The organism is Pseudomonas massiliensis (assembly GCF_000826105.1).
Taxonomy (GTDB): domain Bacteria; phylum Pseudomonadota; class Gammaproteobacteria; order Pseudomonadales; family Pseudomonadaceae; genus Aquipseudomonas; species Aquipseudomonas massiliensis.
The window spans coordinates 180,796-206,783 of record NZ_CCYK01000004.1 but is presented as its reverse complement, the minus strand read 5'-3'; the positions used below and the strand labels follow the sequence as shown (position 1 = coordinate 206,783).

14 protein-coding genes are annotated in these 25,988 nt (G+C 61.5%); 8 read left to right on the top strand and 6 right to left on the bottom strand.

Annotated features, from left to right (window positions below; translation table 11 throughout):
* Positions 1–290 precede the first annotated feature (290 nt).
* Both BN1188_RS02355 and msrA read left to right on the top strand, forming a co-directional pair.
* A complete protein-coding gene (locus BN1188_RS02355; protein WP_040259617.1) occupies positions 291–2,963 on the top strand; it encodes a putative bifunctional diguanylate cyclase/phosphodiesterase in 2,673 nt (890 codons plus the stop codon).
* A 58-nt stretch (positions 2,964–3,021) separates the two neighbouring features.
* Positions 3,022–3,669 (top strand): peptide-methionine (S)-S-oxide reductase MsrA, encoded by a 648-nt coding sequence (gene msrA, locus BN1188_RS02350; protein WP_040259615.1) that lies wholly within the window; start codon positions 3,022–3,024, stop codon positions 3,667–3,669.
* Between the two features lie 63 nt (positions 3,670–3,732).
* Here msrA and BN1188_RS02345 read toward each other — a convergent pair whose 3' ends face one another.
* Together BN1188_RS02345 and putP are read right to left on the bottom strand one after the other, a co-directional pair.
* Positions 3,733–4,569, bottom strand: coding sequence for a 23S rRNA (adenine(2030)-N(6))-methyltransferase RlmJ (locus tag BN1188_RS02345; protein ID WP_040259613.1), 837 nt, complete (start codon positions 4,567–4,569; stop codon positions 3,733–3,735).
* A 73-nt stretch (positions 4,570–4,642) separates the two neighbouring features.
* Positions 4,643–6,133 (bottom strand): sodium/proline symporter PutP, encoded by a 1,491-nt coding sequence (putP, locus tag BN1188_RS02340; RefSeq protein ID WP_040259612.1) that lies wholly within the window; start codon positions 6,131–6,133, stop codon positions 4,643–4,645.
* A gap of 323 nt (positions 6,134–6,456) precedes the next feature.
* Between putP and putA the strand changes: the two genes are divergently transcribed.
* From putA to selO, 4 genes are all read left to right on the top strand, one after another.
* The gene (putA, locus tag BN1188_RS02335) at positions 6,457–10,407 is read left to right on the top strand and encodes a trifunctional transcriptional regulator/proline dehydrogenase/L-glutamate gamma-semialdehyde dehydrogenase (protein ID WP_040259610.1); all 3,951 of its coding nucleotides are present in this window, start codon (positions 6,457–6,459) and stop codon (positions 10,405–10,407) included.
* A 172-nt stretch (positions 10,408–10,579) separates the two neighbouring features.
* Positions 10,580–12,322: a potassium/proton antiporter gene (locus BN1188_RS02330; protein WP_040259609.1), complete on the top strand. Its 1,743-nt coding sequence runs from the start codon at positions 10,580–10,582 to the stop codon at positions 12,320–12,322.
* A gap of 111 nt (positions 12,323–12,433) precedes the next feature.
* Positions 12,434–15,736, top strand: coding sequence for a mechanosensitive channel MscK (mscK, locus tag BN1188_RS02325; protein ID WP_052469121.1), 3,303 nt, complete (start codon positions 12,434–12,436; stop codon positions 15,734–15,736).
* A 38-nt stretch (positions 15,737–15,774) separates the two neighbouring features.
* Complete coding sequence (gene selO / locus BN1188_RS02320) at positions 15,775–17,238, top strand: protein adenylyltransferase SelO (protein WP_040259608.1); 1,464 nt, start codon at positions 15,775–15,777, stop codon at positions 17,236–17,238.
* A gap of 240 nt (positions 17,239–17,478) precedes the next feature.
* Here the strand turns inward: selO and BN1188_RS02315 are convergent, their stop codons facing one another.
* On the bottom strand, positions 17,479–18,120 hold the full coding sequence (locus tag BN1188_RS02315; RefSeq protein WP_040259606.1) for a GAD-like domain-containing protein: 642 nt from the start codon (positions 18,118–18,120) through the stop codon (positions 17,479–17,481).
* Positions 18,121–18,129: 9 nt separating this feature from the next.
* On the bottom strand, positions 18,130–19,494 hold the full coding sequence (locus BN1188_RS02310) for a DUF6861 domain-containing protein (RefSeq protein ID WP_148485236.1): 1,365 nt from the start codon (positions 19,492–19,494) through the stop codon (positions 18,130–18,132).
* A gap of 255 nt (positions 19,495–19,749) precedes the next feature.
* Between BN1188_RS02310 and yccS the strand changes: the two genes are divergently transcribed.
* A complete protein-coding gene (yccS, locus tag BN1188_RS02305) occupies positions 19,750–21,951 on the top strand; it encodes a YccS family putative transporter (protein ID WP_040259604.1) in 2,202 nt (733 codons plus the stop codon).
* Here the strand turns inward: yccS and BN1188_RS02300 are convergent.
* Together BN1188_RS02300 and BN1188_RS02295 are read right to left on the bottom strand one after the other, a co-directional pair.
* The gene (locus tag BN1188_RS02300; protein WP_040259602.1) at positions 21,926–22,687 is read right to left on the bottom strand and encodes a substrate-binding periplasmic protein; all 762 of its coding nucleotides are present in this window, start codon (positions 22,685–22,687) and stop codon (positions 21,926–21,928) included. The two genes, yccS and BN1188_RS02300, sit on opposite strands and share 26 nt — an antisense overlap.
* A 157-nt stretch (positions 22,688–22,844) precedes the next feature.
* Positions 22,845–24,962 carry a putative bifunctional diguanylate cyclase/phosphodiesterase gene (locus BN1188_RS02295; RefSeq protein WP_040259601.1) on the bottom strand — a complete coding sequence of 706 codons (2,118 nt, stop codon included), beginning with the start codon at positions 24,960–24,962 and terminating at the stop codon, positions 22,845–22,847.
* A 337-nt stretch (positions 24,963–25,299) separates the two neighbouring features.
* Here BN1188_RS02295 and BN1188_RS02290 point away from each other — a divergent pair, with 337 nt between their 5' ends.
* Positions 25,300–25,974 (top strand): polysaccharide lyase family 7 protein, encoded by a 675-nt coding sequence (locus tag BN1188_RS02290; RefSeq protein WP_040259600.1) that lies wholly within the window; start codon positions 25,300–25,302, stop codon positions 25,972–25,974.
* The last annotated feature ends 14 nt before the right edge of the window (positions 25,975–25,988 follow it).

The following is a 25,988-nucleotide window of genomic DNA, read 5'->3' as shown; positions in this document are numbered from 1 at the left end:
AGCCGCTATGCTCGAAACCTCGACCCCGCCTTGGCGGGGTTTTTTTTGAGCCTGCCAGTGACAGTCCTGGCTTGTCTGAGTTGACGCCAATATATCGGCAATTCCAGTTTTACTGCGCCTGGCCGATAGATGAACACTGAAGTGGCAAATAACTGACGTGAATGCCGACCAATGAAGGCATTAAGCCACTGTTGTGCTTGTCAGCCGAAGCGGCATGATGCAACCTTGCCGAACGCGACAATTATCATCAGACGGATCTGTGTAACCCGTATTTCTCAAGCGAGTTCTCGATGAAAAGCCAACCGGATGCCGCCTCTCGCATGGCGGCCGAGGTCGTCACGCAGCTTCCGGTGCCGTCGCGCCTGGGTATGCTTCGTTTCGAACGGCTCAACGAGGCGAACTGGGCCCTCCTATACCTGGACCCAGCCTGTGAGAAGGACTTCGGCCTACCGGCTTCTGAGCTTTGCGCACTGATCGGCTCACCTTATGCCAGCCTGATGGAGCCCGAGGCGCGCTATCGATTGCACGATGCTATCCAGGCGCAGCTGGCCATGCGCGCCTACTATCTGGTCCGCTACGTCTTGCATGCCGTCGATGGTCCTCGCCATGTTCTTGAGGTGGGCGAACCTTTCAAACAGCACAACCGGCAATTGCTGCGCGGGTACCTGCTCGCGGTCGACGAACCGGTGGCGGACAGCTTCGCCATGGGAAAGCCCGACGCCCAGGCGCTCCTGGCAGGCCTGGATATGCACCTGGAATCGGCACTGGCGCTACAAGCCGATCCTGTCCGGCAGCTGGAACGGATGCGGGCCCAGCAAGACCTCATGCTGCGCCTGGCTCGCTTGCGCTATGCCACCGATGATCCCTTGCGAGAAGCCGCAGAGCTTATTACTCGTGGCGCGTGCGAAGTCTGTGAAAGCGACAGCGTCAGCCTCTGGCGGATAGAGGGGCAGAAGCTGCTCCCGGTCATGGCCTGGCGCGCGGCGACCCAGGCTCACCATGTGCCCACGCAGGTCGAACCCGGACGCTATTCAGCCTACCTGCAAAGCCTGCGGCGCAGCCCGGCAGGAAGCCCAACCGCTACCAGCGAGCTTGCCTTGCAGGCCTTGCCAGGTGGCCTGGCCAGTGTGTTGGATGCCTGCATTCGCGTGGATGGCCAGGCTGTCGGCGTGCTGTGCCTGGAGCACATGAGCAAACGGGCCTGGCAGGCGAGCGATATCGCCTTCATGCATGAATTGGCCGACCAGCTTGCCCAGGTGATCTCCAATCACGATCGCCGGGCGGCGACCAGCGCCCTGCACCTGTTCCAGCGAGCGGTCGAGCAAAGCGCCAACGCCTTTCTGCTGGTGAACCGCGACGGCGTGGTGGAGTACGTAAACCCAAGCTTTACAGCAATCACCCAATATACGTCGGACGAGGTCCATGGCCACCGCCTGTCCGAGCTTCCCGCGCTGGAGAACCTAAGCGAACTGTTGTTCGATGCACCGTCCAGCCTGGCCAAGAGCAACAGTTGGCAGGGCGAATTCAAAAGCCGACGCAAGAACCTTGAGCCCTACTGGGGGCAGCTCTCCATATCCAAGGTTTTCAATGACCATCGTGAACTGACCCATTACATCGGCATTTACGAGGACATCACCCAGACCAAGCTGGCCCAGCAGCGCATCGAGCGCCTGGCCTATACAGACAATCTGACCAATCTGGGCAACCGACCGGCCTTCATCCGTTCTCTGGATGAGCGCTTCGCCTCCGACGCAGAAACGCCCCTGGCACTGATGCTGGTGGACATCGACAACTTCAAGCGCATCAATGACAGCCTTGGTCATCAGACTGGCGACAAACTGCTTATCAGCCTGGCCCGCCGCCTGCGCAACAGCCTGAGTCCGTCCGGCACCCTGGCGCGTTTCGCCAGCAACGAGTTCGCGGTACTGCTGGACGACACCGTGCCCGAAGCCGCTCAGCAGCTGGCACTGCAGGTGCTCAAGACCCTCGACAAGCCCATGTTCGTGGATAACCAGCTGATCAACGTCACGGCCTCGGTAGGGCTGGCCTGCGCGCCACTGCACGGGCGAGACCCGCAGACCCTGATGAAGAATGCAGGGCTGGCGCTGCACAAGGCCAAGGCCAATGGCAAGCATCAGGTGCAGGTGTTCACCGAAGTGCTCAATGCCGAGGCCAACTACAAGCTGTTCGTGGAAAACAATCTGCGCCGGGCCCTGACCCAGAACGAGCTGGAAGTGTTCTACCAGCCCAAGCTTTGCCTGCGCACCGGCCGCCTGCTGGGCATGGAAGCCCTGTTGCGCTGGAATCATCCTGAAAAAGGCATGATTCGCCCTGATCAGTTCATCAGTGTGGCCGAGGAAACCGGGCTGATCATTCCCATCGGCAAGTGGGTAGTCCGCCAGGCCTGTCGCATGAGCCGCCAGTTGACGGCCGCCGGCCATGGTCCACTGCACGTGGCGATCAACCTCTCGCCCAAGCAGTTCTCCGACCCGGACCTGGTCGCTTCCATCAGTCAGATCCTGACCGAGGAGCGACTGCCTCCAAGCCTGCTGGAGCTGGAGCTTACCGAGGGCCTGTTGCTGGAGGCGACCGAAGATACCCGCCAACTGCTAGGGCAGCTCAAAGGCCTGGGGCTGTCGCTGGCCATGGACGACTTCGGCACGGGTTATTCGTCCCTCAGTTATCTGAAGAAGTTTCCGATCGACATCATCAAGATCGACCGCAGCTTCATCAACGATATCCCCACCAGCCAGGACGATATGGAAATCACCTCGGCCGTGATCGCCATGGCGCACAACCTCAAGCTCAAGGTCGTGGCCGAGGGCATCGAGACGGCCGAACAGCTCAACTTCCTGCGCCGTCATCGTTGTGACGTGGGCCAGGGGTACTTGTTCGACCGTCCTATCCCCTCGGCGCGACTGGTGGACGCCTTGAAACGCTACCCCCGCGGCCCGATGGCCTGACAGCCGCGCCCGGCTCGGGCACACTGTGGGTCTGTCGCCAACCTTTGCGGAGAAAGCCATGGTCTTGCGCTCTGAGATCCTCGTGAACAAAAACGAATTGCCGACCCAGCAGCAAGCGCTGCCCGGGCGGGAAACCCCCATGGCTGTGCCTGAAGAACATTTCGTCAACGGCCGCACCCTGCAAGCGCCCTTCCCTGCCGGATTGGAAGTGGCCTATTTCGGGCTGGGCTGCTTCTGGGGCGCTGAGCGCCGCTTGTGGCAACAGCCGGGCGTCTATACCACAGCCGTGGGCTATGCCGGCGGGTATACCCCCAATCCTACCTATGAAGAAGTCTGCTCGGGCCTGACCGGGCACAGCGAAGTGGTGATGGTAGTCTTCGACCCGAAGGAAACCTCCTACGAAGCCCTGCTGAAAGTATTCTGGGAGTCCCACAATCCTACCCAGGGCATGCGCCAGGGCAATGACATTGGCACCCAGTACCGCTCGGTGATTTTCGTCAACAGCGAAGCGCAGCTTCACGCCGCGCTGGCCAGCCGGGAGGCCTTCCAGGGCGAACTGCGCAAGGCCGGGCACCCGGAAATCACCACCGAGATCCAGAACGCCCCGGCGTTCTATTACGCGGAGGCTTACCATCAGCAATACCTGGCCAAGAACCCAGGCGGCTATTGCGGCATTGGCGGTACCGGGGTGTGCCTGCCGGCCTGATCATGCCGGCCGGCGCGCCAGCCTTTCGCGTATAAGCAGGGTTGGGGCCGGCCCTGTAGCGGGTTATTCGGGAATGGGCCAGTCCATCCGCCAGCTACCCTGGCTCTGGCCTAGCAGTTGCGCCAGCCAGGGCAGCAGGCCATGGAGCTCCTCTTCCAACCCCCACGGCGGATTGCTGATCGCCAGGCCGGAACCATTGAGCCGAGTGTCGGTGTCTGCCGGATGGACGAAAAGCTCCGCCTTGAGCAACTTGGGCGCGCCTGTGCTGGTGAGTTCCTGGTAGAAACGCCGCATCGCCCTTTCGTCCTTGATCGGATACCAGAGCACTACCACCGCCTGACGCATGCGAGCGATGGCTTCCTTCATGGCCTTGGCGCAACGCTGAAGCTCATCAGGCTGCTCGAAAGGCGGGTCCACCAGGATGATCGCCCGCTTTTCCGGAGTGGGAAGCAAGGCCCTGGGCACGTGCCAGCCTTCGCCGCGATGGACCGCCACGCGAGGGTCACGCTTCATGTTTTCCTTGAGCGCCAGGCCGTCGTCGGGGTGCTTTTCGTTGAATTGCAGGCTGTCCTGCTGGCGAGCCAGGCGGCGCGCCAGCTCAGGGGAGCCAGGGTAGTAACGCAGTGTGCCGTCGGGATTGAGCTTGCGCAGGATACGCAGGTAGTCTGCCGCCAACTCCGGCACCTCTTGCGCGCCCCACAGGCGCGACACACCCTCCAGGTACTCGCCCGTCCGGCTGGCCTGATCTCCATGCAGGTCGTACAGGCCTACCCCGGCATGGGTGTCGAGATAGGCGAAGGGTTGCTCCTTGCGCGACATCAGCGCGATAAGACGGCTGAGCACCAGGTGCTTGAAGACATCGGCATGGTTGCCGGCATGGAAGGCGTGGCGGTAATTCATGGTTACTCCTGCAGGGGCGGCAAGTTTACCCCGCAGCGGCCCCCCAGCCAAAGGCCAAGGGGCCCGATGGCGCCTATCGACGCGCGGCGCGCCAGGCCTGGTTGGCGGCTTCGAAACGCTTGGCTACGGAATCACCGGCCTGGCCAGCGGCACTGACTGCCATGATCGCCAGGCAGGCCAGGACAAACCCAGGGATGATTTCATAGACGCCGGTCCCGCTCATCAGCTGTTTCCATGCCACCACGGTAACCGCCCCGGTCACGATGCCCGCCAGGGCGCCATTACGCGTCATGCCTTTCCAGAGCACCGAAATGATGACCACCGGGCCGAAGGCGGCACCGAAGCCAGCCCAGGCGTAGCTGACCAGGTCAAGTACACGGCTGTCCGGGTCCGCGGCCAGGTAGATAGCGACCAGTGCCACGAGCAGCACCATGGCACGCCCTACCCAGACCAGCTCACGCTGGGAAGCGTCCTTGCGCAGGAAATGCCGGTAGAAGTCCTCGGTCAGGGAGCTGGAGCACACCAGCAATTGGCAGCTCAGAGTGCTCATGACCGCCGCCAGGATGGCGGAAAGCAGTACGCCTGCGATCCACGGATTGAACAGCAACTGGGTGATCTCGATGAAGATGCGCTCGGGGTTGTCCTTCAGCACCACCGCGGCATCAGGATAAGCCTCGAAATAGGCGATGCCGAAGAAGCCCACCGCGCTGGTGCCTGCCAGGCACAGCACCATCCAGGCCATGGAAATGCGCCGCGCATGATGGATCGCCTTCACCGAGCCGGCGGCCATGAAGCGAGCCAGGATATGCGGCTGGCCGAAATAGCCCAGGCCCCAGGCCAGCAGCGAGGCGATGCCCAGCCAGGTGGTGCCGGTGAACAGATCGAAGCTGGCCGGCCTGGCGGCCTCGATGTGCCAGAGCGCCGTATCCACGCCGCCACTGGCCAGGACTACCACAATGGGCGTAAGAATGAGCGCGAACAGCATGAGCGAAGCCTGCACGGTATCGGTCCAGCTTACCGCCAGGAAACCACCGAGGAAGGTATAGGCGATGGTGGCCGCCGCGCCTGCCCACAGAGCGGTTTCATAGGGAAGGTCGAAGGTGCTCTCGAACAGGCGAGCCCCCGCCACGATGCCGGAAGCACAATAGATGGTGAAGAACACCAGGATGACAACCGCCGAGAGCACCCGTAGCAGGCCGTGCCGGTCTTCGAAGCGAGCGGCGAAGTAATCGGGCAGCGTCAGGGCATCCCCATTATGCTCGGTATGCACCCGGAGGCGGCCCGCCACCAGCCGCCAGTTCAGGTAGGCGCCGATGACCAGGCCGATGGCGATCCAGACCTCGGACAGGCCACTGACGAAAATGGCCCCCGGCAGGCCCATCAGCAGCCAGCCGCTCATGTCCGATGCCCCGGCAGACAGGGCGGTAACGAAGCTCCCGAGGCGGCGACCACCAAGGATATAGTCCGAGAGGTTACGGGTGGCGCGCCAGGCCAGCAGGCCTATCAGCAGCATCAGACCGATGTAGATGGTGAAAGCGACCAGTGTCGGATTGCTCAGGCTCATGGGTACTCCTGCCCTTTTTATTAGGTGCACCAGGGTTGCACCGAGAGCGGCATCCTAGGGAGGCGAGCGACATCGATACAAGGGCGAACGGGCAGTTTAGGAAGAGTCCTACAGGAGTATCAGACAGGTCCCTAAGTACACCCTCACTCCGGGCTAACGCACCTTTTTAGGGCGAAACCTCTGATCATATTCGGCCAGTCAGCCGTCCGGACAAATAGTTCCCCTTTTTGGGTTGCACCCGGTTGCACCCCGTCAAGCCCCCAGATAATCTTCCGCCACGCACAAGCCACGCGACAGTGGCAACCCGATGAGGACAATCAAAAATGGCGACGACCACCCTTGGGGTCAAACTTGACGACCCGACCCGCGAGCGCTTGAAGGCGGCGGCTCAGTCCATCGACCGCACGCCGCACTGGCTCATCAAGCAAGCGATCTTCAACTATCTGGAGAAGCTCGAGGGTGGGGCCTCCCTGACCGAACTCAACGGCAGCGTCGCCACCCTTGGTGAGGATGCAGGTGAAGTACCTGCGGAAGGCATGCACCAATGCTTCCTGGAATTCGCTGAAAGCATCCTGCCGCAATCGGTTTTACGGGCAGCGATCACTGGCGCCTATCGCCGGCCCGAACAGGAAATGGTTCCCATGCTGCTGGAGCAGGCGCGACTGCCTGCCGCCATGGGCGAGGCTGCGAACAAGCTGGCCGCCGGCATCGCCGAGAAACTGCGCAACCAGAAGAACGCCACGGGCCGGGCGGGCCTGGTTCAAGGGCTGCTACAGGAATTTTCGCTGTCGTCCCAGGAAGGCGTTGCGCTGATGTGCCTGGCCGAGGCCCTGCTGCGCATTCCCGACAAGGGCACCCGGGACGCGCTCATCCGGGACAAGATCAGCAATGGCAACTGGCAACCGCACTTGGGCAACAGCCCATCGCTGTTCGTCAATGCAGCCACCTGGGGCCTTCTGCTCACCGGGAAGCTAGTGTCCACTCACAATGAAGCCGGTCTTACCTCCTCCCTGAGCCGGATCATCGGCAAGAGCGGCGAGCCCATGATCCGCAAGGGCGTGGACATGGCCATGCGCCTGATGGGCGAACAGTTCGTGACAGGTGAAACCATTGCCGAAGCCCTGGCCAATGCCAGCAAGTTCGAGAGCAAGGGTTTCCGCTATTCCTACGACATGCTGGGCGAAGCGGCATTGACCGAGCACGACGCCCAGAAGTACCTGGCGTCCTACGAGCAGGCCATTCATTCCATCGGCAAGGCCTCCCATGGCCGTGGCATCTACGAAGGCCCCGGCATCTCCATCAAGCTGTCCGCGCTGCACCCGCGCTACAGCCGCGCCCAGTACGAGCGCGTGATGGACGAACTCTACCCTCGTCTGCTCTCGCTGACGCTGCTGGCCAAGCAATACGATATCGGCTTGAACATCGATGCCGAGGAAGCGGACCGCCTCGAGCTGTCCCTGGACCTGCTCGAGCGCCTGTGCTTCGAGCCGCAACTGGCTGGCTGGAACGGCATCGGCTTCGTGATCCAGGCCTACCAGAAGCGCTGCCCTTACGTGATCGACTACGTGATCGACCTGGCCCGGCGCAGCCGGCATCGCCTGATGATTCGCCTGGTGAAAGGTGCCTATTGGGACAGCGAGATCAAGCGCGCCCAGATGGAAGGGCTGGAAGGCTACCCGGTCTATACCCGCAAGGTGTACACGGACGTGTCCTACATCGCTTGTGCCCGCAAGCTGCTGGCAGCACCGGAAGCCATCTATCCCCAATTCGCCACTCATAACGCCCATACCCTGGCGGCCATCTACCAGATCGCCGGCCAGAACTACTACCCCGGCCAGTACGAGTTCCAGTGCCTGCACGGCATGGGCGAACCGCTGTACGAGCAAGTGGTGGGCAAGATCGCCGATGGCAAGCTCAATCGCCCCTGCCGTGTGTACGCGCCCGTGGGTACCCATGAAACGCTGCTGGCCTACCTGGTGCGCCGCTTGTTGGAAAACGGTGCGAACACGTCCTTCGTCAACCGCATCGCCGACCACTCCATTTCCATCCAGGAACTGGTGGCCGACCCGGTGGCCACCATCGAGCGCCTGGGCGCCCAGGAAGGCGCGTTCGGCCTGCCGCATCCGCGTATCCCGCTGCCGCGGGACCTCTATGGCAGCGACCGCCAGAACTCGGCAGGCATCGACCTGGCCAACGAACACCGCCTGGCTTCCCTGAGCAGCGCCCTGCTGGCCACCGCTCATAACGACTGGACGGCCGGCCCGCTGCTCGGTTGCGAAGCCTCACAGGGCCAGGCGCAGCCGGTGCTGAACCCGGCGGACCGCCGCGATGTGGTTGGCCAGGTACAGGAAGCGGACATCAGCGACGTGGACGCCGCCATCCAGTGCGCCCTGATCAACGGCCCTATCTGGCAAGCGACCCCGCCAGTGGAGCGTGCCTCCATCCTCGAGCGCGCCGCGGACCTCATGGAAGCGCAGATCCAGCCCTTGATGGGCCTGCTGGTGCGCGAGGCTGGCAAGACCTTCGCCAACGCCATCGCTGAAGTGCGCGAAGCCGTGGACTTCCTGCGCTATTACGCCGTGCAGGCTCGCCACGATTTCACCAACGAAGCTCATCGCCCGCTCGGGCCGGTGGTGTGTATCAGCCCGTGGAACTTCCCTCTGGCCATCTTCACCGGCCAGGTCGCCGCCGCCCTGGCCGCGGGCAACCCTGTACTGGCCAAGCCCGCCGAGCAGACGCCTCTGGTCGCGGCACAGGCTGTGCGAATCCTGCTGGAAGCCGGCATTCCCGAGGGTGTGGTGCAATTGCTGCCAGGCCGCGGTGAAACCGTGGGCGCTCGCCTGGTAGGCGACGAACGCGTCAAGGGTGTGATGTTCACCGGCTCCACCGAGGTGGCCCGGCTGCTCCAGCGCAACATCGCCGGACGCCTGGATGCCCAGGGCCGGCCGATTCCGCTGATCGCTGAAACCGGCGGCCAGAACGCAATGATCGTGGATTCTTCCGCCCTCACCGAACAGGTAGTGATCGACGTGGTGTCCTCGGCGTTCGACAGTGCTGGCCAGCGTTGCTCCGCCCTGCGGGTGCTGTGCCTGCAGGAAGACAGCGCCGACCGCGTGATCGAAATGCTCAAGGGCGCCATGGCCCAGGCTCGCCTGGGTAATCCGGAGCGTCTGGCGGTGGATATCGGGCCAGTGATCGATGCCGAAGCCAAGGCCGGTATCGAGCAGCATATCCAGGGCATGCGCGAAAAAGGCCGCACGATTTATCAGGTGGCGATCGCCGACAGCACCGAATGCCGCCGGGGCACCTTCGTGATGCCGACCCTGATCGAGCTGGAAAGCTTCGATGAGCTCAAGCGGGAAATCTTCGGCCCTGTGCTCCACGTGGTGCGCTACAAGCGCAAGGACCTGGACGCCTTGATCGGCCAGATCAACGCTTCTGGTTATGGCCTGACCCTTGGGGTCCACACCCGGATCGACGAAACCATCGCCAAGGTGGTAGAGAACGTCAACGCCGGCAACCTGTATGTGAACCGCAATATCGTCGGCGCCGTGGTGGGTGTCCAGCCCTTCGGTGGCGAAGGCCTTTCCGGGACGGGGCCCAAGGCGGGCGGCCCGCTGTACCTGTACCGTCTGCTGTCTACCCGGCCGGCCGATGCAGTGCTCCGTACCTTCGAGCGCAGCGACCTGGCCACCCCGGACAGCCGCGCCCGCGAGGCCCTGCTCAAGCCGCTGCAGGCGCTCAAGGCCTGGGGCGAAAGCAAGCAGGAAGCAAGCCTGGTGGAGGCCTGCAACCAGTACACCGCACAATCTCAGAGCGGTGTGACTCGCCTGCTGCCAGGCCCGACGGGCGAACGCAACAGCTATACCATTCTGCCGCGCGAGCAAGTGCTTTGCCTGGCCGATAACGAAGCCGACCTGCTGACCCAACTGGCCGCAGTGCTGGCGGTGGGCAGTCGGGCTGTCTTCGCCGATGGCGAGCCGGCTCGCGGCCTGGTCAACCGTCTGCCCAAGGAAGTACAGGGTCGAATCCAGCTCATCGCGGACTGGAAGCGCGACGAGGCGCACTTCGACGCGGTCATCCACCACGGTGATTCCGATCAGTTGCGTGGCCTGTGCGAAGCCATCGCGGCCCGCGCCGGCGCGATCATCGGCGTGCAGGGGCTGTCCCATGGTGAAACCGGCATCGCCCTGGAACGCCTGGTCATCGAGCGGGCCGTCAGCGTCAACACGGCCGCCGCGGGAGGGAACGCCAGCCTGATGACCATCGGCTGACCCTGGTTGCGACACCCTGCGGCCCGGCTGATAGCCGGGCCGTTTCATTTCCGCGGCCTACCCTTGGCATCAGAATCAGACGTGCTTTGACAGAATGCCAAAGCTACGGGTTAGAATCGGTTGGCACGTTCTCTGCACGTGCCTTGCCCTTGATTTGAATGGAGTACTGCCCTTGGATGCCGCAACCATCAACAGCCTGTTCCTCATCGGCGCGTTGCTGGTCGGTGCGAGCATTCTGGTGAGCTCGCTCTCGTCTCGCCTCGGCATTCCGATTCTCGTCATCATCCTGGCGGTTGGCATGGTCGCAGGCGTGGATGGTGCCGGCATCGTCTTCGACAACTATCCTACGGCCTATCTGGTCGGCAACCTCGCCCTGGCGGTGATCTTGCTGGACGGCGGCTTGCGCACCCGGGTCGCCAGCTTCCGGGTAGCCTTGTGGCCGGCGCTGTCAATGGCCACCGTGGGCGTGATGATCACCACCGGGCTCACCGGCGTCGTGGCGGCCTGGCTATTCGACCTCAACCTCATGCAAGGGCTGCTGATCGGCGCCATCGTCGGCTCAACGGATGCTGCGGCGGTGTTCTCCTTGCTGGGCGGCAAGGGCTTGAACGAGCGGGTCACCGCCACCCTTGAGATCGAGTCCGGCAGTAATGACCCCATGGCGGTATTCCTGACCGTTACCCTCATCGACATGCTTGCCAGCGGCGAAACGGGTTTCCATCTGGGCCTGCTGATGCATCTGGTTCGTGAATTCGGCATCGGCGGGCTGGTCGGGCTGGCGGGCGGCTGGCTGATGCTTACCCTCGTGAACCGCATCAACCTGGCCAACGGGCTGTATCCGCTGCTGGTCATCAGTGGCGGCCTGGCGGTATTCGCACTGACCAATGCCTTGCATGGCAGCGGCTTCCTGGCCGTGTACCTTTGTGGTCTGGTCATCGGCAACAGGCCGGTGCGCAGCCGCCATGGCATCCTGCACATGCTCGACGGCATGGCCTGGCTCGCCCAGATCGGCATGTTCCTGGTGCTGGGCTTGCTGGTCACACCTCATGACCTGCTGCCGATCGCGCTGCCCGCCCTGGCACTGGCCTTGTGGATGATTCTCTTTGCGCGGCCGCTCTCGGTACTGGTAGGCCTGGCGCCTTTCAAGGCCTTCCATGGGCGTGAGAAAGGCTTCATCAGTTGGGTAGGCCTGCGCGGCGCGGTCCCCATCATCCTGGCGGTGTTTCCGCTGATGGCCGGGCTGCCCCAGGCCCAGCTGTACTTCAACCTGGCCTTTTTCATCGTGCTGGTTTCGCTGCTCGTGCAGGGCACCAGCCTGCCGTGGATGGCGCGCCTGCTCAAGGTTACGGTACCGCCGGATCCGGCGCCGATCTCCCGCTCCGCCCTGGAGGTGCACCACACCAGCGAGTGGGAGCTGTTCGTCTATCGACTGGGCGCCGAAAAATGGTGCATCGGCGCCGCGCTGCGGGAACTGAAAATGCCGGAAGGCACGCGCATCGCCGCGCTTTTCCGCAACGAGCAGTTGTTGCACCCGTCCGGCAGTACGGTGCTGGAAGCGGACGATATTCTCTGCGTGATCGGCCATGAGCATGACCTGCCGGCCTTGGGCAAATTGTTCAGCCAGGCCCCGGAACGCGGGCTGGACCTGCGCTTTTTCGGCGACTTCGTGCTCGAGGGCGACGCCGAACTGGGCGCGGTCGCCGCGCTCTATGGCCTGCAGCTTGAAGGCGAGGACCCGCAAACCTCCCTTGGCAGGTTCATCAGTCACCGCGTGGGTGGCGCGCCCGTGGTGGGTGACCAGGTTGAATGGAACGGCACGCTGTGGACCGTAGCGCTCATGGATGCCAACCGCATCGCCAAGGTGGGGGTACGTTTCCCCGAAGGTAGCAAACCTGGGCCCGGGCTGTTCCTCTAACTACTGGTTTGAAAATGCGCGCCGGGATGCACGACCCAGCCGCATAACGCTGCCACAGGAAAGGCCGGAGCCGGTAAACTTCCAGGTTTCGTCAGTTGACCTTTCTTAGCCATGCCTATTCTTCGTGCTTTTCTCTGGGCAGCCCTACTTGGGTTGCTCACTCCCATGGCGATTGCCGCGGACGCGCCCACCCCGGCCAGCGTCCAGCAAAGCCTCGACCATATCGCTGAACGCAAGCTGCCGGACGCCGACCAGAAAGCCCTGGAGCAGGTACTGGAGCAAACCCTGGCGCTGCTCGGCACCAAGGCCGAGCGAGAACAACAACTGGCGCAAGTGAAGCAACAGATCGCCGAGGCGCCGCGGCAAACCAGCGAGAACCAGCGCGAGCTGGACCGCCTGAAAGCAACCCGGACACTGCCCGTGGCACAGCGCTATGCCAATGCCAGCGTGCCTCAGCTGGAGCAATTGCTGGCCGATCGCGGCAACCAGCAGACTGAGCTGCAAAAGGCCTTGGGGGAAGCCAATACCCTGGCCATCACCGCGCAAACCCGTCCGGAGCGGGCCCAGACCGAGATCGCCGACGCGCAAACCCGGATCGGCCAGATCAACGCCATCCTGAAAAACGGCAAGGACGCGGGTAAACCGCTCAGTTCAGACCTGCGCAATCAATACCTGGCCGAGCAGGCTTCGCTCAATGCGCTGATCAACCTGCGCCGCCAGGAACTGGCCGGCAACAGCCTGCTGCAAGACCTGGGCAACAGCCAGCACGACCTGCTGATAGAGAAAATCGGTCGCTTGGCGCAGGAAATCCAGGACCTGCAGTCACTGATCAACCAGAAGCGCCTGGCGCAATCCCAGGAAACCGTGACACAGCAGTCGCTGGAGGCGCAGAAAGCGGGCAACAGCAGCTTGCTGGCCACCGAAAGCGCGACCAACGTGAAGCTCTCGGACTACCTGCTGCGCAGCACGGACGAGCTCAACGAGCTGACCCAGCGCAACCTGCACACCAAACAGCAACTGGACACCCTGACCCAGGCTGACCAGGCCCTGGATGAGCAGATCAACGTCCTCAAGGGCAGCCTGCTGCTGTCCAAGATCCTCTATACCCAGAAGCAGGCGCTGCCCACCCTCAAGGTGGACCGGAACCTGGCAGATCGCATCGCCGACATCCGCCTGTATCAGTTCGACGTCAATCAGCAACGCGAGGCCCTGAGCAACCCGGCGACCTACGTGGATAACCTGCTCGCCAGCCAGCCCGCGGAGCAGGCCACCCCGGCGCTGCGCAAGTCGCTGCTGGACATGGCCGTGACCCGAGCGGACCTGCTCGAGCGCCTGAACCGGGAACTCAGCGCCCTGCTCAATGAATCCATCACACTGCAACTCAACCAGAAGCAATTGCTGGACACCGCCCAGGGGCTGCGCGCGACCCTGGACGAACAGATGTTCTGGATTCCCAGCAACAAACCCCTGGACACCGAGTGGCTGAGCAACCTGCCGCGGCGCATGGCCAAGCAGGTGACCACCCTGCCTTGGGTATCGAGCGTCAAGGAACTTGCCGACGGCCTGGCGCAACGCCCGCTGTTGTTCCTTCCGTTGCTGCTGGCCATTGGCGCCTTGCTGTGGCGCCGCAAGTACCTGTACGACAAGCTCGGCCAGGTCCACCGAAACGTCGGGCATTTCCGCCGCGATAGCCAATGGCACACGCCGCTGGCCATCCTGGTGAACGTACTGCTGGCCATGCCGGTCGCCCTGGCCCTGGCGGTGTGCGGTATCGCCCTGCAGATCGACGCGCGCGGGCAGAACCTGAGCCTGGGCTCGGCCCTGCTGCAAATGGCACAGGCCTGGCTGGTGTTCTACACGGCCTACCGGGTGCTGGCACCGGGCGGGGTCGCCGAGCTTCACTTCCGTTGGGAAAAGGCCCAGGTCACCTTCCTTCAGGGCTGGGTGCGGCGCCTGGGCATCGTGGTCATGGCCCTGGTGGCGGTGGTGGCGGTGGCGGAACTGCAACCGTCCGGGCTGGCCGACGATACCCTCGGCATCCTGGTGGTGCTGGCCTGCTTCGCCCTCATGGCCTGGCTGCTCAGCCGCCTGCTGCTGTCCAGCCCCACCCATCGCAATGCCTCGCTGTTCCGCAAGCTGATCGGCGTCGCCTTCACCTTGCTGCCCGTGGGCCTGTTCCTGGCGGTCTGCTTCGGCTACTACTACACCGCGCTCAAGCTGACTGATCGGCTGATCGACACCCTTTACCTGATGATGCTCTGGCTGGTGATCGAGGCGGCCTTCGTGCGCGGCCTGAGCGTAGCGGCCCGGCGCCTGGCCTATAACCGGGCCCTGAGCAAGCGTCAGGCGGCGCGGGAAACCGGCGGTGACCCGGAGACCCTGATCGAGGAGCCTACCCTGGACATCGAGCAGGTGAACCAGCAGTCGCTGAGGCTGATCCGCCTGGTGCTGCTGGGCAGCTTCCTTGGCGCGCTTTACTGGGTATGGGCCGACCTGATCAGTGTCTTCGCCTACCTGGACAACATCACCCTCTACGAATACACCAGCGGCACGGGCGCGAGCATGAGCATGGTGCCCATCAGCCTGGGCGACTTCCTCGGCGCGCTGGTGATCATCGGCATCACCTTCGTGCTCGCGGGCAACCTGCCGGGCCTGCTGGAAGTGTTCGTGCTGTCCAAGCTCAATCTGGCCCAGGGCAGCGCCTATGCCACCACCACCTTGTTGTCGTACACCATCGCCGGCATCGGTTTCGTCTCCACCCTCTCCACCCTGGGAGTGAGCTGGGACAAATTGCAGTGGCTGGTGGCGGCCTTGTCCGTGGGCTTGGGCTTCGGCATGCAGGAGATCTTCGCCAACTTCATTTCCGGCATCATGATCCTGTTCGAACGCCCAGTGCGCATCGGTGACACCATCACCATCGGCAACCTGTCCGGCACGGTGAGCAAGATCCGCATTCGCGCCACCACCATTACCGACTTCGACCGCAAGGACATCATTGTCCCCAACAAGACCTTCATCACCGGGCAACTGATCAACTGGTCGCTGACCGATACCATTACCCGGGTCACATTGAAAATCGGTGTGGACTACGGTTCGGACCTGGACGTGGTACGCCAGCTCTTGTTGCAAGCCGCGGACGAAAACCCCAGGGTGTTGAAGGACCCTGCCCCCCTCGTCTATTTCCTGGCCTTCGGCGAAAGCAGCCTTGACCATGAACTGCGCATGCATGTGCGAGACCTCGGAGACCGCAACCCGGCGCTTGACGAGATCAACCGCTTCATCAATACCGAGTTCAAGAAGCATGGCGTGAACATATCGTTTCGCCAGCTGGAGGTGCACCTGAAGAACCTCGAGGGCGTCGAGCGACAGCTGGCGGTACGCAACCCAGGTTCCGATCGCACCGATCCGGCCTGAGAACGGTCCATCCTCTATGCTCTTTTCGGTGAGTGGCCATGAAAGCCTTGGATGAACTGCAGTTCGATAATCGTTTCGCCCGCCTAGGCGACGCCTTTTCCACCCATGTGCTGCCGGAGCCGATCCAGGCGCCGCGGCTGGTGGTGGCCAGCGAAGCAGCCCTGGCGCTGCTCGACCTGGCGCCCGCAGAGGCCGAAGGCAGCCTGTTCGCTCAGGTATTCAGCGGGCATAAGCTCTGGGAAGCGGCCGACCCACGGGCCATGGTGTATTCGGGTCACCAGTTCGGCCATTACAACCCGCAACTCGGCGACGGCCGCGGACTGTTGCTGGGCGAAGTGGTCAACGAGGCAGGACAACATTGGGACCTTCACCTCAAGGGGGCGGGGCAGACTCCTTGGTCTCGCATGGGCGACGGTCGGGCCGTGTTGCGCTCGTCCATTCGTGAGTTCCTTGCTTCCGAGGCACTGCACGCCTTGGGCATTCCTACTACCCGGGCGCTCTGCGTAATCGGTTCCGACACGCCAGTATGGCGGGAACGGCAAGAACGGGCCGCGACCTTGCTGCGCCTGTCGCCCAGCCATGTGCGCTTCGGCCACTTCGAATACTTCTACTACACCCGCCAACCGGAACTGCAAAAGCAACTGGCCGATCATGTGCTGGCCGCGCACTTTCCTGAATGCGCCGAGGCGCAGCAGCCCTACCTGGCGATGTTCCGTACCGTGGTGGAGCGCAACGCCGAACTCATCGCCAAATGGCAAGCCTATGGCTTCTGCCATGGCGTCATGAACACGGACAATATGTCGATCCTGGGGCTCACCTTCGACTTCGGCCCCTTCGCCTTCCTGGATGACTTCGACGCCCGTTTCATCTGCAACCATTCCGACCATGAAGGGCGCTATGCCTACAGCAACCAGGTACCCATCGCTCACTGGAACCTCAGTGCCCTGGCCCAAGCGTTGACACCGCTGATCGAGGTCGAGGCCTTGCGGGAAGCCCTTGGCCTGTTCCTGCCGCTTTACCAGGCTCACTACCTGGACCTGATGCGCCGTCGTCTCGGCTTGCTGACCGCCGAAGATGACGACCAAGAGCTGGTCGAACGCCTGTTGCAACTCATGCAGGGCAGCGCCGTGGACTACAGCCTGTTCTTCCGCCGCCTCGGTGAGCAGCCCGCCGCGCTCGCGCTCAGGCAGTTGCGGGATGATTTCGTCGACCTGGCCGGGTTCGACAACTGGAGCGAAGCCCTGCTGGCTCGCCTCGGCCGCCAGCCTGAGGAGGCCCAACCGGCACGGCAGGCACGGATGAACGCGGTAAACCCGCTGTATATCCTGCGCAACTACCTGGCGCAAAACGCAATCGAAGCCGCCGAAGCCGGCGACTACAGCGAGGTGCGCCGCTTGCACCAAGTACTGTGCCGCCCCTTCGAAGCCGAGGCGGGCATGGAAGCCTATGCGCAGCGGCCACCGGATTGGGGCAAGCATCTGGAGATCAGTTGTTCGTCCTAGCACCGGTCGAACATCGCGATAGCAAGAGTGCTTGCGATAGGGCTCGGAATAGCCGCACTAACCTACGGCACCACGGCAAGCCCTCGATAAAGACAAGCCTTCAGGGTCTGTGTGACAGTCTTGAGACGAAGGTCAGGCCGGGCCGCGCAGGCAAGACCAAAACAGCCGAGGAAGCGGAGTTACGGGTTGTAAATGAGCATTCCGAGGGAGTTTTCAACGCAGCATCACCGAGTATCAATTTTAGCTATCGACGTCTTCGGCCAAGTTCCAACCCGGAAACTCCCAGTGCTGCAAGGGCTCCAGCTGAGCGAGCAGCAGCATATGCTCCACGTCCTTGACCTTTTTCAAGCGCTTGAGGGAAGGCTCGCCGCCGAAGGCGAGAGCCGGAACGAAGCCGTAGATTTCGTCGTATTTTAGACGTCCAAGGGTCTTTAGAGCGGGTGAAAATAGGCCGTCCAGATCGTTGTACTCCGGTGACTGGAACGCAAAGAATGAAGTTACAGCCCGGGGATCTCCATGACGTTTCGGCGCCCAGGCATGGTAAAAGTATTTATTGAAATAGGAAGATATCGTAAGAGACTGCGCTGTCTCTTCTCCCCAAAGATACAATTCTCCAAATCCATTCTTGGCAATAACGTGGTAGGTGTCAGAGGTTGCAAACTCCGTTCCGTCAAGAAAAGCGTCCACCACCGGCTTGTAGTCCTGAGGGTTTACTGTCCAGAACAAGCCGTCTGCATAGCCACACCAGCCATAGGCCTGCCAATATTCCATAAGTTTGGCAGGAAGCCTTCCTTTGTAATGCTCTATAGAACCTTGAGAAACTTCGCGCCGATCAAATCCATTACCGAATTTCTTCAGAAAATATTCAAAGCCATCGTCCATGCTGCCCTCCTACATGCACCTAACGAGTACTGCGTTCAATTTAGTTTGCTGCCTGAGATTCGAGGGTACTTCATTTGCGATTTTATCAAGCTCGCCAAGGCGACTTCGCCATTGCGGACCAATAGTAGCATTGACTTGCCGATCACCAAACCCAGCGATTCTGTCCATTCCACCAGCAATCATATCGGGATTATGCAAGGCTGCTAAATTTCTCATTTTCTCATCAGTCATTTTTTGAGCCATACGATCTGCCTGATCCCAAGATACCCCCTGCTGCGCTAGTTCATCTGAAATGGCCATATAAAGACCTTTCGCATACTTGGTACGGGCATCCATTGCCGCTCGCCTATTTCGCTGCACATTCCCTGCCCCAAACAAAGCCCTCCCATCCAAATACTCCTGAACCGTCAAATCATTCAGTCCCCCTTCTTGGCCTTTGAGCTGTCGGTCGAATTCAGGAATCTTTTTCTTCGGCAACCTGTAGGCCTTGAAGCAAGGCACCTGGTGGCGCGGTGCGCGGCGATATTGGCGGCCATGCGGGGCATGTTTGTCATTCGGCTGCGCGCCGGGCGCATGCCTTAGTGGCGTCACCTGGGTATGCGGCGCCTCGGCCATTGCGAACAATGGCCTGCGTGGCTGCAGCGCGGGGTGGGCCAGCAAGGCCTCCTGGTGCTTGGCCACCCATTGAGCGATCCGTTTGCCGCGCTGGGTCGTTTGCAGTTTGCTGGCCAGCCCGTTCAGGTTGCCCCGCTCCCTCAGCAGGTAAGCGACCACGGCGCTCAATAGCAGCATCACCGCTTCTTCATGCGCTAGCCCGAACTTCAGGCTGCCATTGCCGGTGAGCCTTGTAGCGTAGTGCCGGCCCAGCGGATCCCGGTTTTCGGTGACGCTGTTGTAGGCCTGCCAGGACGCCTGGGCATACAGGCCGGCGATACGGGGAAGTTTCTCCGCAAGGTCACCGGCCAGCTCAGCGAGCCCAAAGACGCCAATGGCGGCACCCGCGGTGCGCAGGCCCAGCGTGGCACCACTGACGAACCCCGGCCCCGCGCCCATGCCACCGGCGAAACTGCCGCCGATCGCCCCGATAGTACCGCCACCCAGGGCCGCGGCAGCCATGTACATGGCGAGGGTTTCAGCCTCTCCCATCAAGCTGTCTAGAACGTCATCGATATCGAGGTCTTCAAGACGTTGGCGAAGCCTGATGGCGGTGATCCGTCGGCCTTCTTCACTGGCGCTCTGGATAGCGAGCACCCGTCTTCTGATCAAGGCGCTTGATGGCAAGTTACTACGAATGGCGCTTCCCGGCAGATGCCAGCCTTTTGTTTCCAGCCACTCACTCAGGCGTAGCCAACTTGCCCCTACTCCATATTGCACCCAGTGCTCCTTGCACTTTTGAAACTTGGGCGATTATGGGAAGCGGGTTTTATGCAAGGCAAGTTCGAAGGGCAAAACTTCCCTCTTTCCTACACGCATTGTTCAACTATGTTTCTTAATATTTAAATAATATTCTATTTGTAAAAATCTAATTCAAATTGGCACTTAGCGCCAGCGGCCAGGCCGGGAGAGCCGCTGAGGTGAAGCTTGCCTTGATCCTGTATCATCGCCTCATACTGTCCACGGCTTTTTTCCATGGCTTCCAAATCCCTCGGCAATACGCTTCGGCGCCTCTGGGCGCGAGACAAGTTCAGCTACAGCGTGCGAGTGTTCATTGCCCTCACGGGCAGCATGGCCCTGTGCTGGTCGCAGCATGACTTGCACATGCTGATCCCTCTTTTCCTGGGCATCATCGCCAGCGCCCTTGCCGAAACCGACGACAACTGGCAAGGGCGCCTGACCGCCTTGCTGGTCACCCTGGTGTGTTTCAGCATTGCCGCGTTTTCGGTAGAGCTGCTGTTTCCCTACCCGCTGGTTTTCGTACCTGCCATGGCGGTCGCCGCCTTTGCCTTGACGATGCTGGGCGCATTGGGGGAGCGTTATGGCGCTATTGCCTATGCCACGCTCATCCTGGCGGTGTACACCATGATCGGGGTAGACCAGCGCGGCGGCGAGCTGGCCAGCTATTGGCGCGAACCTGCCTTGCTGGTGGCAGGGGCGGCCTGGTACGGCCTGCTGTCCGTATTGTGGCAGGCCCTGTTTTCCAACCAGCCGGTGCAGCAGAGCCTGGCGCGGGTATTCTTCGAACTCGGCCAATATCTGAAGATCAAGTCTTCCCTGTTCGAACCCATCCGCGGCCTGGACGTGGAGGGTCGCCGCCTGGAGCTGGCTCGCCAGAACGGCCGCGTGGTGGCTGCGCTGAATACGTCCAAGGAAATCATCTTCAACCGAGTAGGCAATTCCCGGCCTGGCTCCAAGGTCAGTCGCTACCTGAAACTGTATTTTCTCGCCCAGGATATTCACGAGCGCGCTAGTTCCACTCACTACCCTTATAACGCCCTGGCCGAAGCCTTCTTCCACAGCGACGTCCTGTTCCGCTGCCAACGGCTGCTGCGCCAACAGGGCAGTGCCTGCCAGCGCCTCTCGGAAACCCTGCAACTGCGCCAGCCATTCGTGTATGACGATTCCTTCGCCGAAGCGCTGAGCGACCTGCACGCCTCGCTGGAGCATTTGCGCATCCAGAGCAATCCGGCCTGGAAGGGCTTGCTACGCTCGCTCAGGGCACTGGCGACTAACCTGGGCACCCTGGATCGCCTGCTCAGCGATGCGAGCAATCCGGACCTGCTGGCCGAAGCCACCGACAGCAGCCTGCTGGACCGTTCGCCCCGCACGCTTGGTGACGTGTGGAAACGGATCCGGCAACACCTGACCCCCACCTCCCTGCTGTTTCGCCACGCCTTGCGCCTGCCCCTGGCGCTGACGATCGGCTATGGCATGGTGCACCTCATTCACCCCAGCCAGGGCTACTGGATCATCCTGACCACTCTGTTCGTCTGCCAGCCCAGCTATGGCGCTACCCGCCGCAAGCTTGGCCAGCGGATCATCGGCACGGCCATCGGTCTGACCGCGGGCTGGGCGCTGTTCGATCTGTTCCCCAGCCCGATCATCCAGTCCTTCTTTGCGGTGGCCGCCGGCCTGGTGTTCTTCGTCAACCGCACTACCCGGTATACCCTGGCAACGGCAGCGATCACCCTGATGGTACTGTTCTGCTTCAACCAGACGGGCAATGGCTATGGCCTGTTCCTGCCACGCCTGCTCGATACGCTATTAGGCAGCCTGATCGCCGGCCTGGCAGTGTTCCTGTTCTTGCCGGACTGGCAAGGTCGAAGACTGAACAAGGTGCTGGCCAATACCCTGAGCTGCAACAGCGAATACCTACGGCAGATCCTGCGCCAGTATGCCGAGGGCAAGCGCGACGACCTGGCTTACCGCCTGGCCCGACGCAATGCCCATAACGCCGATGCGGCGCTGTCCACAACACTCTCCAACATGCTGCTGGAGCCAGGTCACTTCCGGAAGGAGGCCGATGCCGGGTTCCGTTTCCTGGTGTTGTCCCATACCTTGCTCAGCTACCTCTCCGGCCTGGGTGCCCATCGCGGCACCACCTTGCCGGAAGACGTACGTGATGAGTTGATCGGCAAGGTGGGCGAGCGCCTGGCCGTGAGCCTGGACGAAATAGCCCAAGGCCTGGCCGAGCGCACCAGCGTGGCCGTGGAAAACGAAACGGAACAGGCGATGGCTGAACACCTGGAGCAAATGCCCGAGGAGCTCGACGAGAGCCAGCGGCTGGTGCAGAGCCAACTTGCGCTGATCGCGCGACAACTGGCGCCACTACGCACCATGGCGGCCCATCTGGCGCAGCCTGCCCCGGTCAGGGCACCGGCACCGGGCTTGTGACGCCATAGGCTTTGAACAAGGCTTGCAGGGAGCCGTCAGCGCGCATCGCGGCGATGGCTTGGTTGAAGGCCTCCGCGATGGCGCCATAGTCGGGGCGCTTCAGGCTTATCAAAATCCTCAAACCGTTTTCCGCCAATGGCGGGTCGAGGAGCTTGAGGTTGTCCCGCACCGTCGCAGGCTGCAACGCCAGCAGGTAGTCGGCAACATATTCATCTTCCAGGGCCAGTTGAACGCGACCCGCCGCCAGCATGGAGAGCGCCGCCTGGAAGCTTTGAACCGGGACCCTCTTCAGTTGCGGGTCATTGTCGAATTCAGGGGTATAGGCGTAACCGCGCACTACGGCAATGGAATAGGGGTATAAGGCAGACAACCCTCGGGCAACGGAAATATTGCTGCCCCGAAGCGCGACGAACCGCAGCCGGTTCGTAAGGAAGGGGGCCGAGAAACGCCCGATCCGGGCGCGCTCGTCGCTGTACCAGGCATCGACCAGTACATCGTAACGGCCTTCCTCGATGCCCTTGAGCGCGCGAGCCCATGGCGCCTCTTCGAAGGTGACCTGGTAATGAGCCCGCTCCAGCGCCGCGCGCACGATGGCCGTGGCCAGGCCGCCGTCTTTCAGGCTGGTGCCGACGAAAGGCGGCCACGGATCGCCGACCAAGCGCAGGGTATCGCTCCAGCCGACCGTTGGTAGGGCAAGCACCGCCACCAGGCCAATGCACTGAAACCATCGCCACATGGGTGTCTACCCCTGTTCGTCATCGCTTCAATGAAGATTTGCTCCAGGCTTCTAAGCGCTGCCGGCGATGGATGCCAGCAAAGTGCCAATTGGCCAGGCCGAACTGTCAGGCCCGCTGGTGCCTACCACGCCTTGCCACCCTTTACCGGGGCCGGCTCTAAGCGAAATCCCACTGGTAGCGCGCCGGAAACTGACTCGCATCGCTCGCTGTCAACGGGTGCGCGATGACGAAGCCTTGGATGTACTCACATCCGTTGCCACGCAGCCAGCGGGACTGTTCAGCCGTTTCCACGCCCTCGGCGATGACTGTGATAGAGAACTGGCGACACAGATCCAGGATCGTCCGGGCTATACCCGCATCGCGCTCCGAGTTCGGAAGCCGTGCTACCAACTGCCGATCCAGCTTGAGGGTATCGATAGGCAAGTCTCGGAGGATCTTCAGCGAGCAGTGGTCCCAGCCGAAGTCATCCAGGGCCACTCGGACGCCCAGGCCGCGGAGCAGGGAAAGCTGGCGCCGGCTCTCTTCCAGGTTATGCAGCAACGAAGGCTCTATTACTTCGATTTCAAGCTGCTGGGGCATCAAGCCATGAGTGGAAATGGCATGCTGCAACTCGGTGATCAGGTTAGGCATGCTGAATTGAGCGTTACTCAAGCTCACCGCCAGCACCAGGTCTTCATCGAAACGCTCGCGCCAGTGCTTACGCTGGCTGGCGCCTTCCTGATAGATCCATGAGGTCAGCCGGCTGATCAGCCGGGCTTCCTCCAGCAGGGGGATGAACAACCCCGGCGGTACGTCTCCCACGCTGGGGTGTTGCCAACGCAACAATGCCTCGAAACCACGCAGGCGCCCATCGGCCAGGCGAACCTGTGGCTGGTACACCAGCGAGAACTCTTTATGCTCGATGGCTGCCGACACACTCTCTTCCAGCAACAGCCGCGAGCGGGCCCGCACGTTCAGATCCTGATCGTAATAGCGGTACTGCTGCTTGCCGGCCTGTTTGGCGGCATACATGGCGATATCCGCGGCCCGGAGCAGGTGCTCAAGGTTTACACCGCATTCGGGATAGGTCGCGATACCGATGCTTATACCCAGGGTCACTTCGAGACCGTCGATTTCACGGCAGCTACGCATCCGCTCGAGGATCTTCTCCGCCACCTTGGCGGCTTGCTCGGGGTAGTCCAGGGTGTCCAGCAGTACCGTGAACTCATCTCCGCCAATTCGCCCGATGATGTCATAAGGTCGCAGCAGCTCCTTGAGCTGCATGGCCACCCAGCGCAACACCCGGTCACCGGCGTCGTGACCATGGGTATCATTGATGCGCTTGAAGCCGTCCATGTCCAGGTACAGCAAGGCCTGGCTTTTCTCCGGGCGTTCATTGCGCACCAGGGCGCTTTCCACGGTCTGGTAGAAGCCGCGCCGGTTCAGCAAGCCGGTGAGTGGGTCCGTAACCGCCTGGAATTCCAATTGCTGGTGCAGGTTACGCACCACTGACATGTCCTGCACTGTCAGCACCATGGCCTTTTCGCTGGCCAACGGCGCGCAAGACAATGACACCGGCAAGGACTGCCCGGAATAGGTCCGCAGAATGGCGTCGTGCACGCGGTGGATATCACGCAGGGTATAGGCGCGGAAGAATTCCGACTCATGCCAGCTGGCGACGCTGGGCTTCTCGATGAAGTCCAGCAGCCTGGCGCTTTGCAGCTCATCCACCGTAGCCCCGAGCAAGCGAGAAATCGCCGGGTTGGCGAAGCGGATGTTGCCGATTTCATCGATGACCATGATGCCTTCGGCGGCATTCTCCAGCACCGAGGCGTTGAAGGCGCGTGCCGCCTCCAGGTCACGCGTCAGACGTTGCAGCTCGCGCCGGCTGCGCTGCTGCTCGAGAATGGCCTGGACTTTGGGCTTGAGGATTTCCGGGTCGATGGGTTTGAACAGGTAGTCCACTGCCCCGTTGGCGTACCCTTTGAGTACTGCCGCTTCGGACTGCTCGTTGGCAGTCAGGAAAATGATCGGCGTCAGGCGCGTACGCTGGCTGCCTTTCATCAACCTGGCCACTTCAAAGCCATCCATGCCGGGCATCTGCACGTCGAGCAGGACCAGGTCCACTTCATGCTGCAGCAGCAGGCCCAGCGCTTCTACCCCTGACGGGGCGGTCATCACTTGCCAATCCTGGCGCTCCAGCAGCGCCCGCATGCTCAGCAGGTTCTCTGGATAGTCGTCCACCACAAGGATGGTGGACCGGTCTTCGGTCGGTTTGGCGTGCGCGCGATCCATGCTACTTCTCATCAACAGGGTGGCCACAAGCCAGCGCTCGCTGGCTTGGGTTAAAGACACTCTAGCTGCGGTTTTGTCGCATAACGCAACGGGAAAAGTCCCATTTTGTGACGTACCTGACGAACGGCATCTTGCTGAAACCGCATGAATCAAGGAGTTACGCAACCCCGACAAACGGTTGGCGCCAAAGGGATGGCGCCACCGATTATTCAATGTATCTTTTTAGACATACAGAGGGGGGCCGCCCTTGTTATACGCCCGATTGCATCGGGTTTTTTTGATCATTTAATTCGGCCATTAACTTTTCTTCAGTATTAGTAGTGTAGGTGAAAGCATCATGATCGACCTGTCCACTTGGAACCTCAGCATTCCCGTTGGTAGCCCTGCCAAAACCATCGATACGCCAGTACTGGCAAAAGGATATAAGGACCAGTACTTCCATGCCGATAGTGGCACTTTGTTCTTCTGGGCTCCAGTAACCGGCACCACTACCAAGAGCGCCAAGTACCCACGTAGTGAGCTGCGTGAAACCAATGCCGACGGTTCGTTGCGCAACTGGAAATACACCGCCGCGGATAACTACCTGCGGGCTAGCCTCACCGTGAACAAAGTCCCTTCCACCGGCAAAATCGTGATCGGGCAGATCCACCAGCACGACAGCAGTGAGCCCCTGATCAAGCTTGAGTACCAATACAAGACCAGCAGCAAGACCGGCAATATCGTTGCCAAGCTGCGCTCGTCCCCTTCCCAGGACGACCCGACCGTGATCCAGATCGGTACCGGAGTGAAATTGAACACCAAGTTCGATTACACCATCCATCTGGACAAGCAAGGTAACCTGACGGTAAACGCAGCCAACTACCAGTGGAGCACCAAACTGAGCTCAGGCTGGAAAACCAAGAACCTGTACTTCAAGGCAGGCGTCTACGTGCAGGACAACGCCGGTTATTCCACCGAAGGCGGCCAGGCAGTGTTCGACAAACTGTCCATCAGCCATGTAACCGGCTCCTGATAAGCTAGCCGCAT

Coding starts and splice junctions, on each gene's coding strand:
- BN1188_RS02355 (WP_040259617.1), top strand. CDS start 291: ATGAAAAGCCAACCGGATGCCGCCTCTCGCATGGCGGCCGAGGTCGTC.
- msrA (WP_040259615.1), top strand. CDS start 3,022: ATGGTCTTGCGCTCTGAGATCCTCGTGAACAAAAACGAATTGCCGACC.
- BN1188_RS02345 (WP_040259613.1), bottom strand. CDS start 4,569: ATGAATTACCGCCACGCCTTCCATGCCGGCAACCATGCCGATGTCTTC.
- putP (WP_040259612.1), bottom strand. CDS start 6,133: ATGAGCCTGAGCAATCCGACACTGGTCGCTTTCACCATCTACATCGGT.
- putA (WP_040259610.1), top strand. CDS start 6,457: ATGGCGACGACCACCCTTGGGGTCAAACTTGACGACCCGACCCGCGAG.
- mscK (WP_052469121.1), top strand. CDS start 12,434: ATGCCTATTCTTCGTGCTTTTCTCTGGGCAGCCCTACTTGGGTTGCTC.
- selO (WP_040259608.1), top strand. CDS start 15,775: ATGAAAGCCTTGGATGAACTGCAGTTCGATAATCGTTTCGCCCGCCTA.
- BN1188_RS02315 (WP_040259606.1), bottom strand. CDS start 18,120: ATGGACGATGGCTTTGAATATTTTCTGAAGAAATTCGGTAATGGATTT.
- yccS (WP_040259604.1), top strand. CDS start 19,750: ATGGCTTCCAAATCCCTCGGCAATACGCTTCGGCGCCTCTGGGCGCGA.
- BN1188_RS02300 (WP_040259602.1), bottom strand. CDS start 22,687: ATGTGGCGATGGTTTCAGTGCATTGGCCTGGTGGCGGTGCTTGCCCTA.
- BN1188_RS02295 (WP_040259601.1), bottom strand. CDS start 24,962: ATGGATCGCGCGCACGCCAAACCGACCGAAGACCGGTCCACCATCCTT.
- BN1188_RS02290 (WP_040259600.1), top strand. CDS start 25,300: ATGATCGACCTGTCCACTTGGAACCTCAGCATTCCCGTTGGTAGCCCT.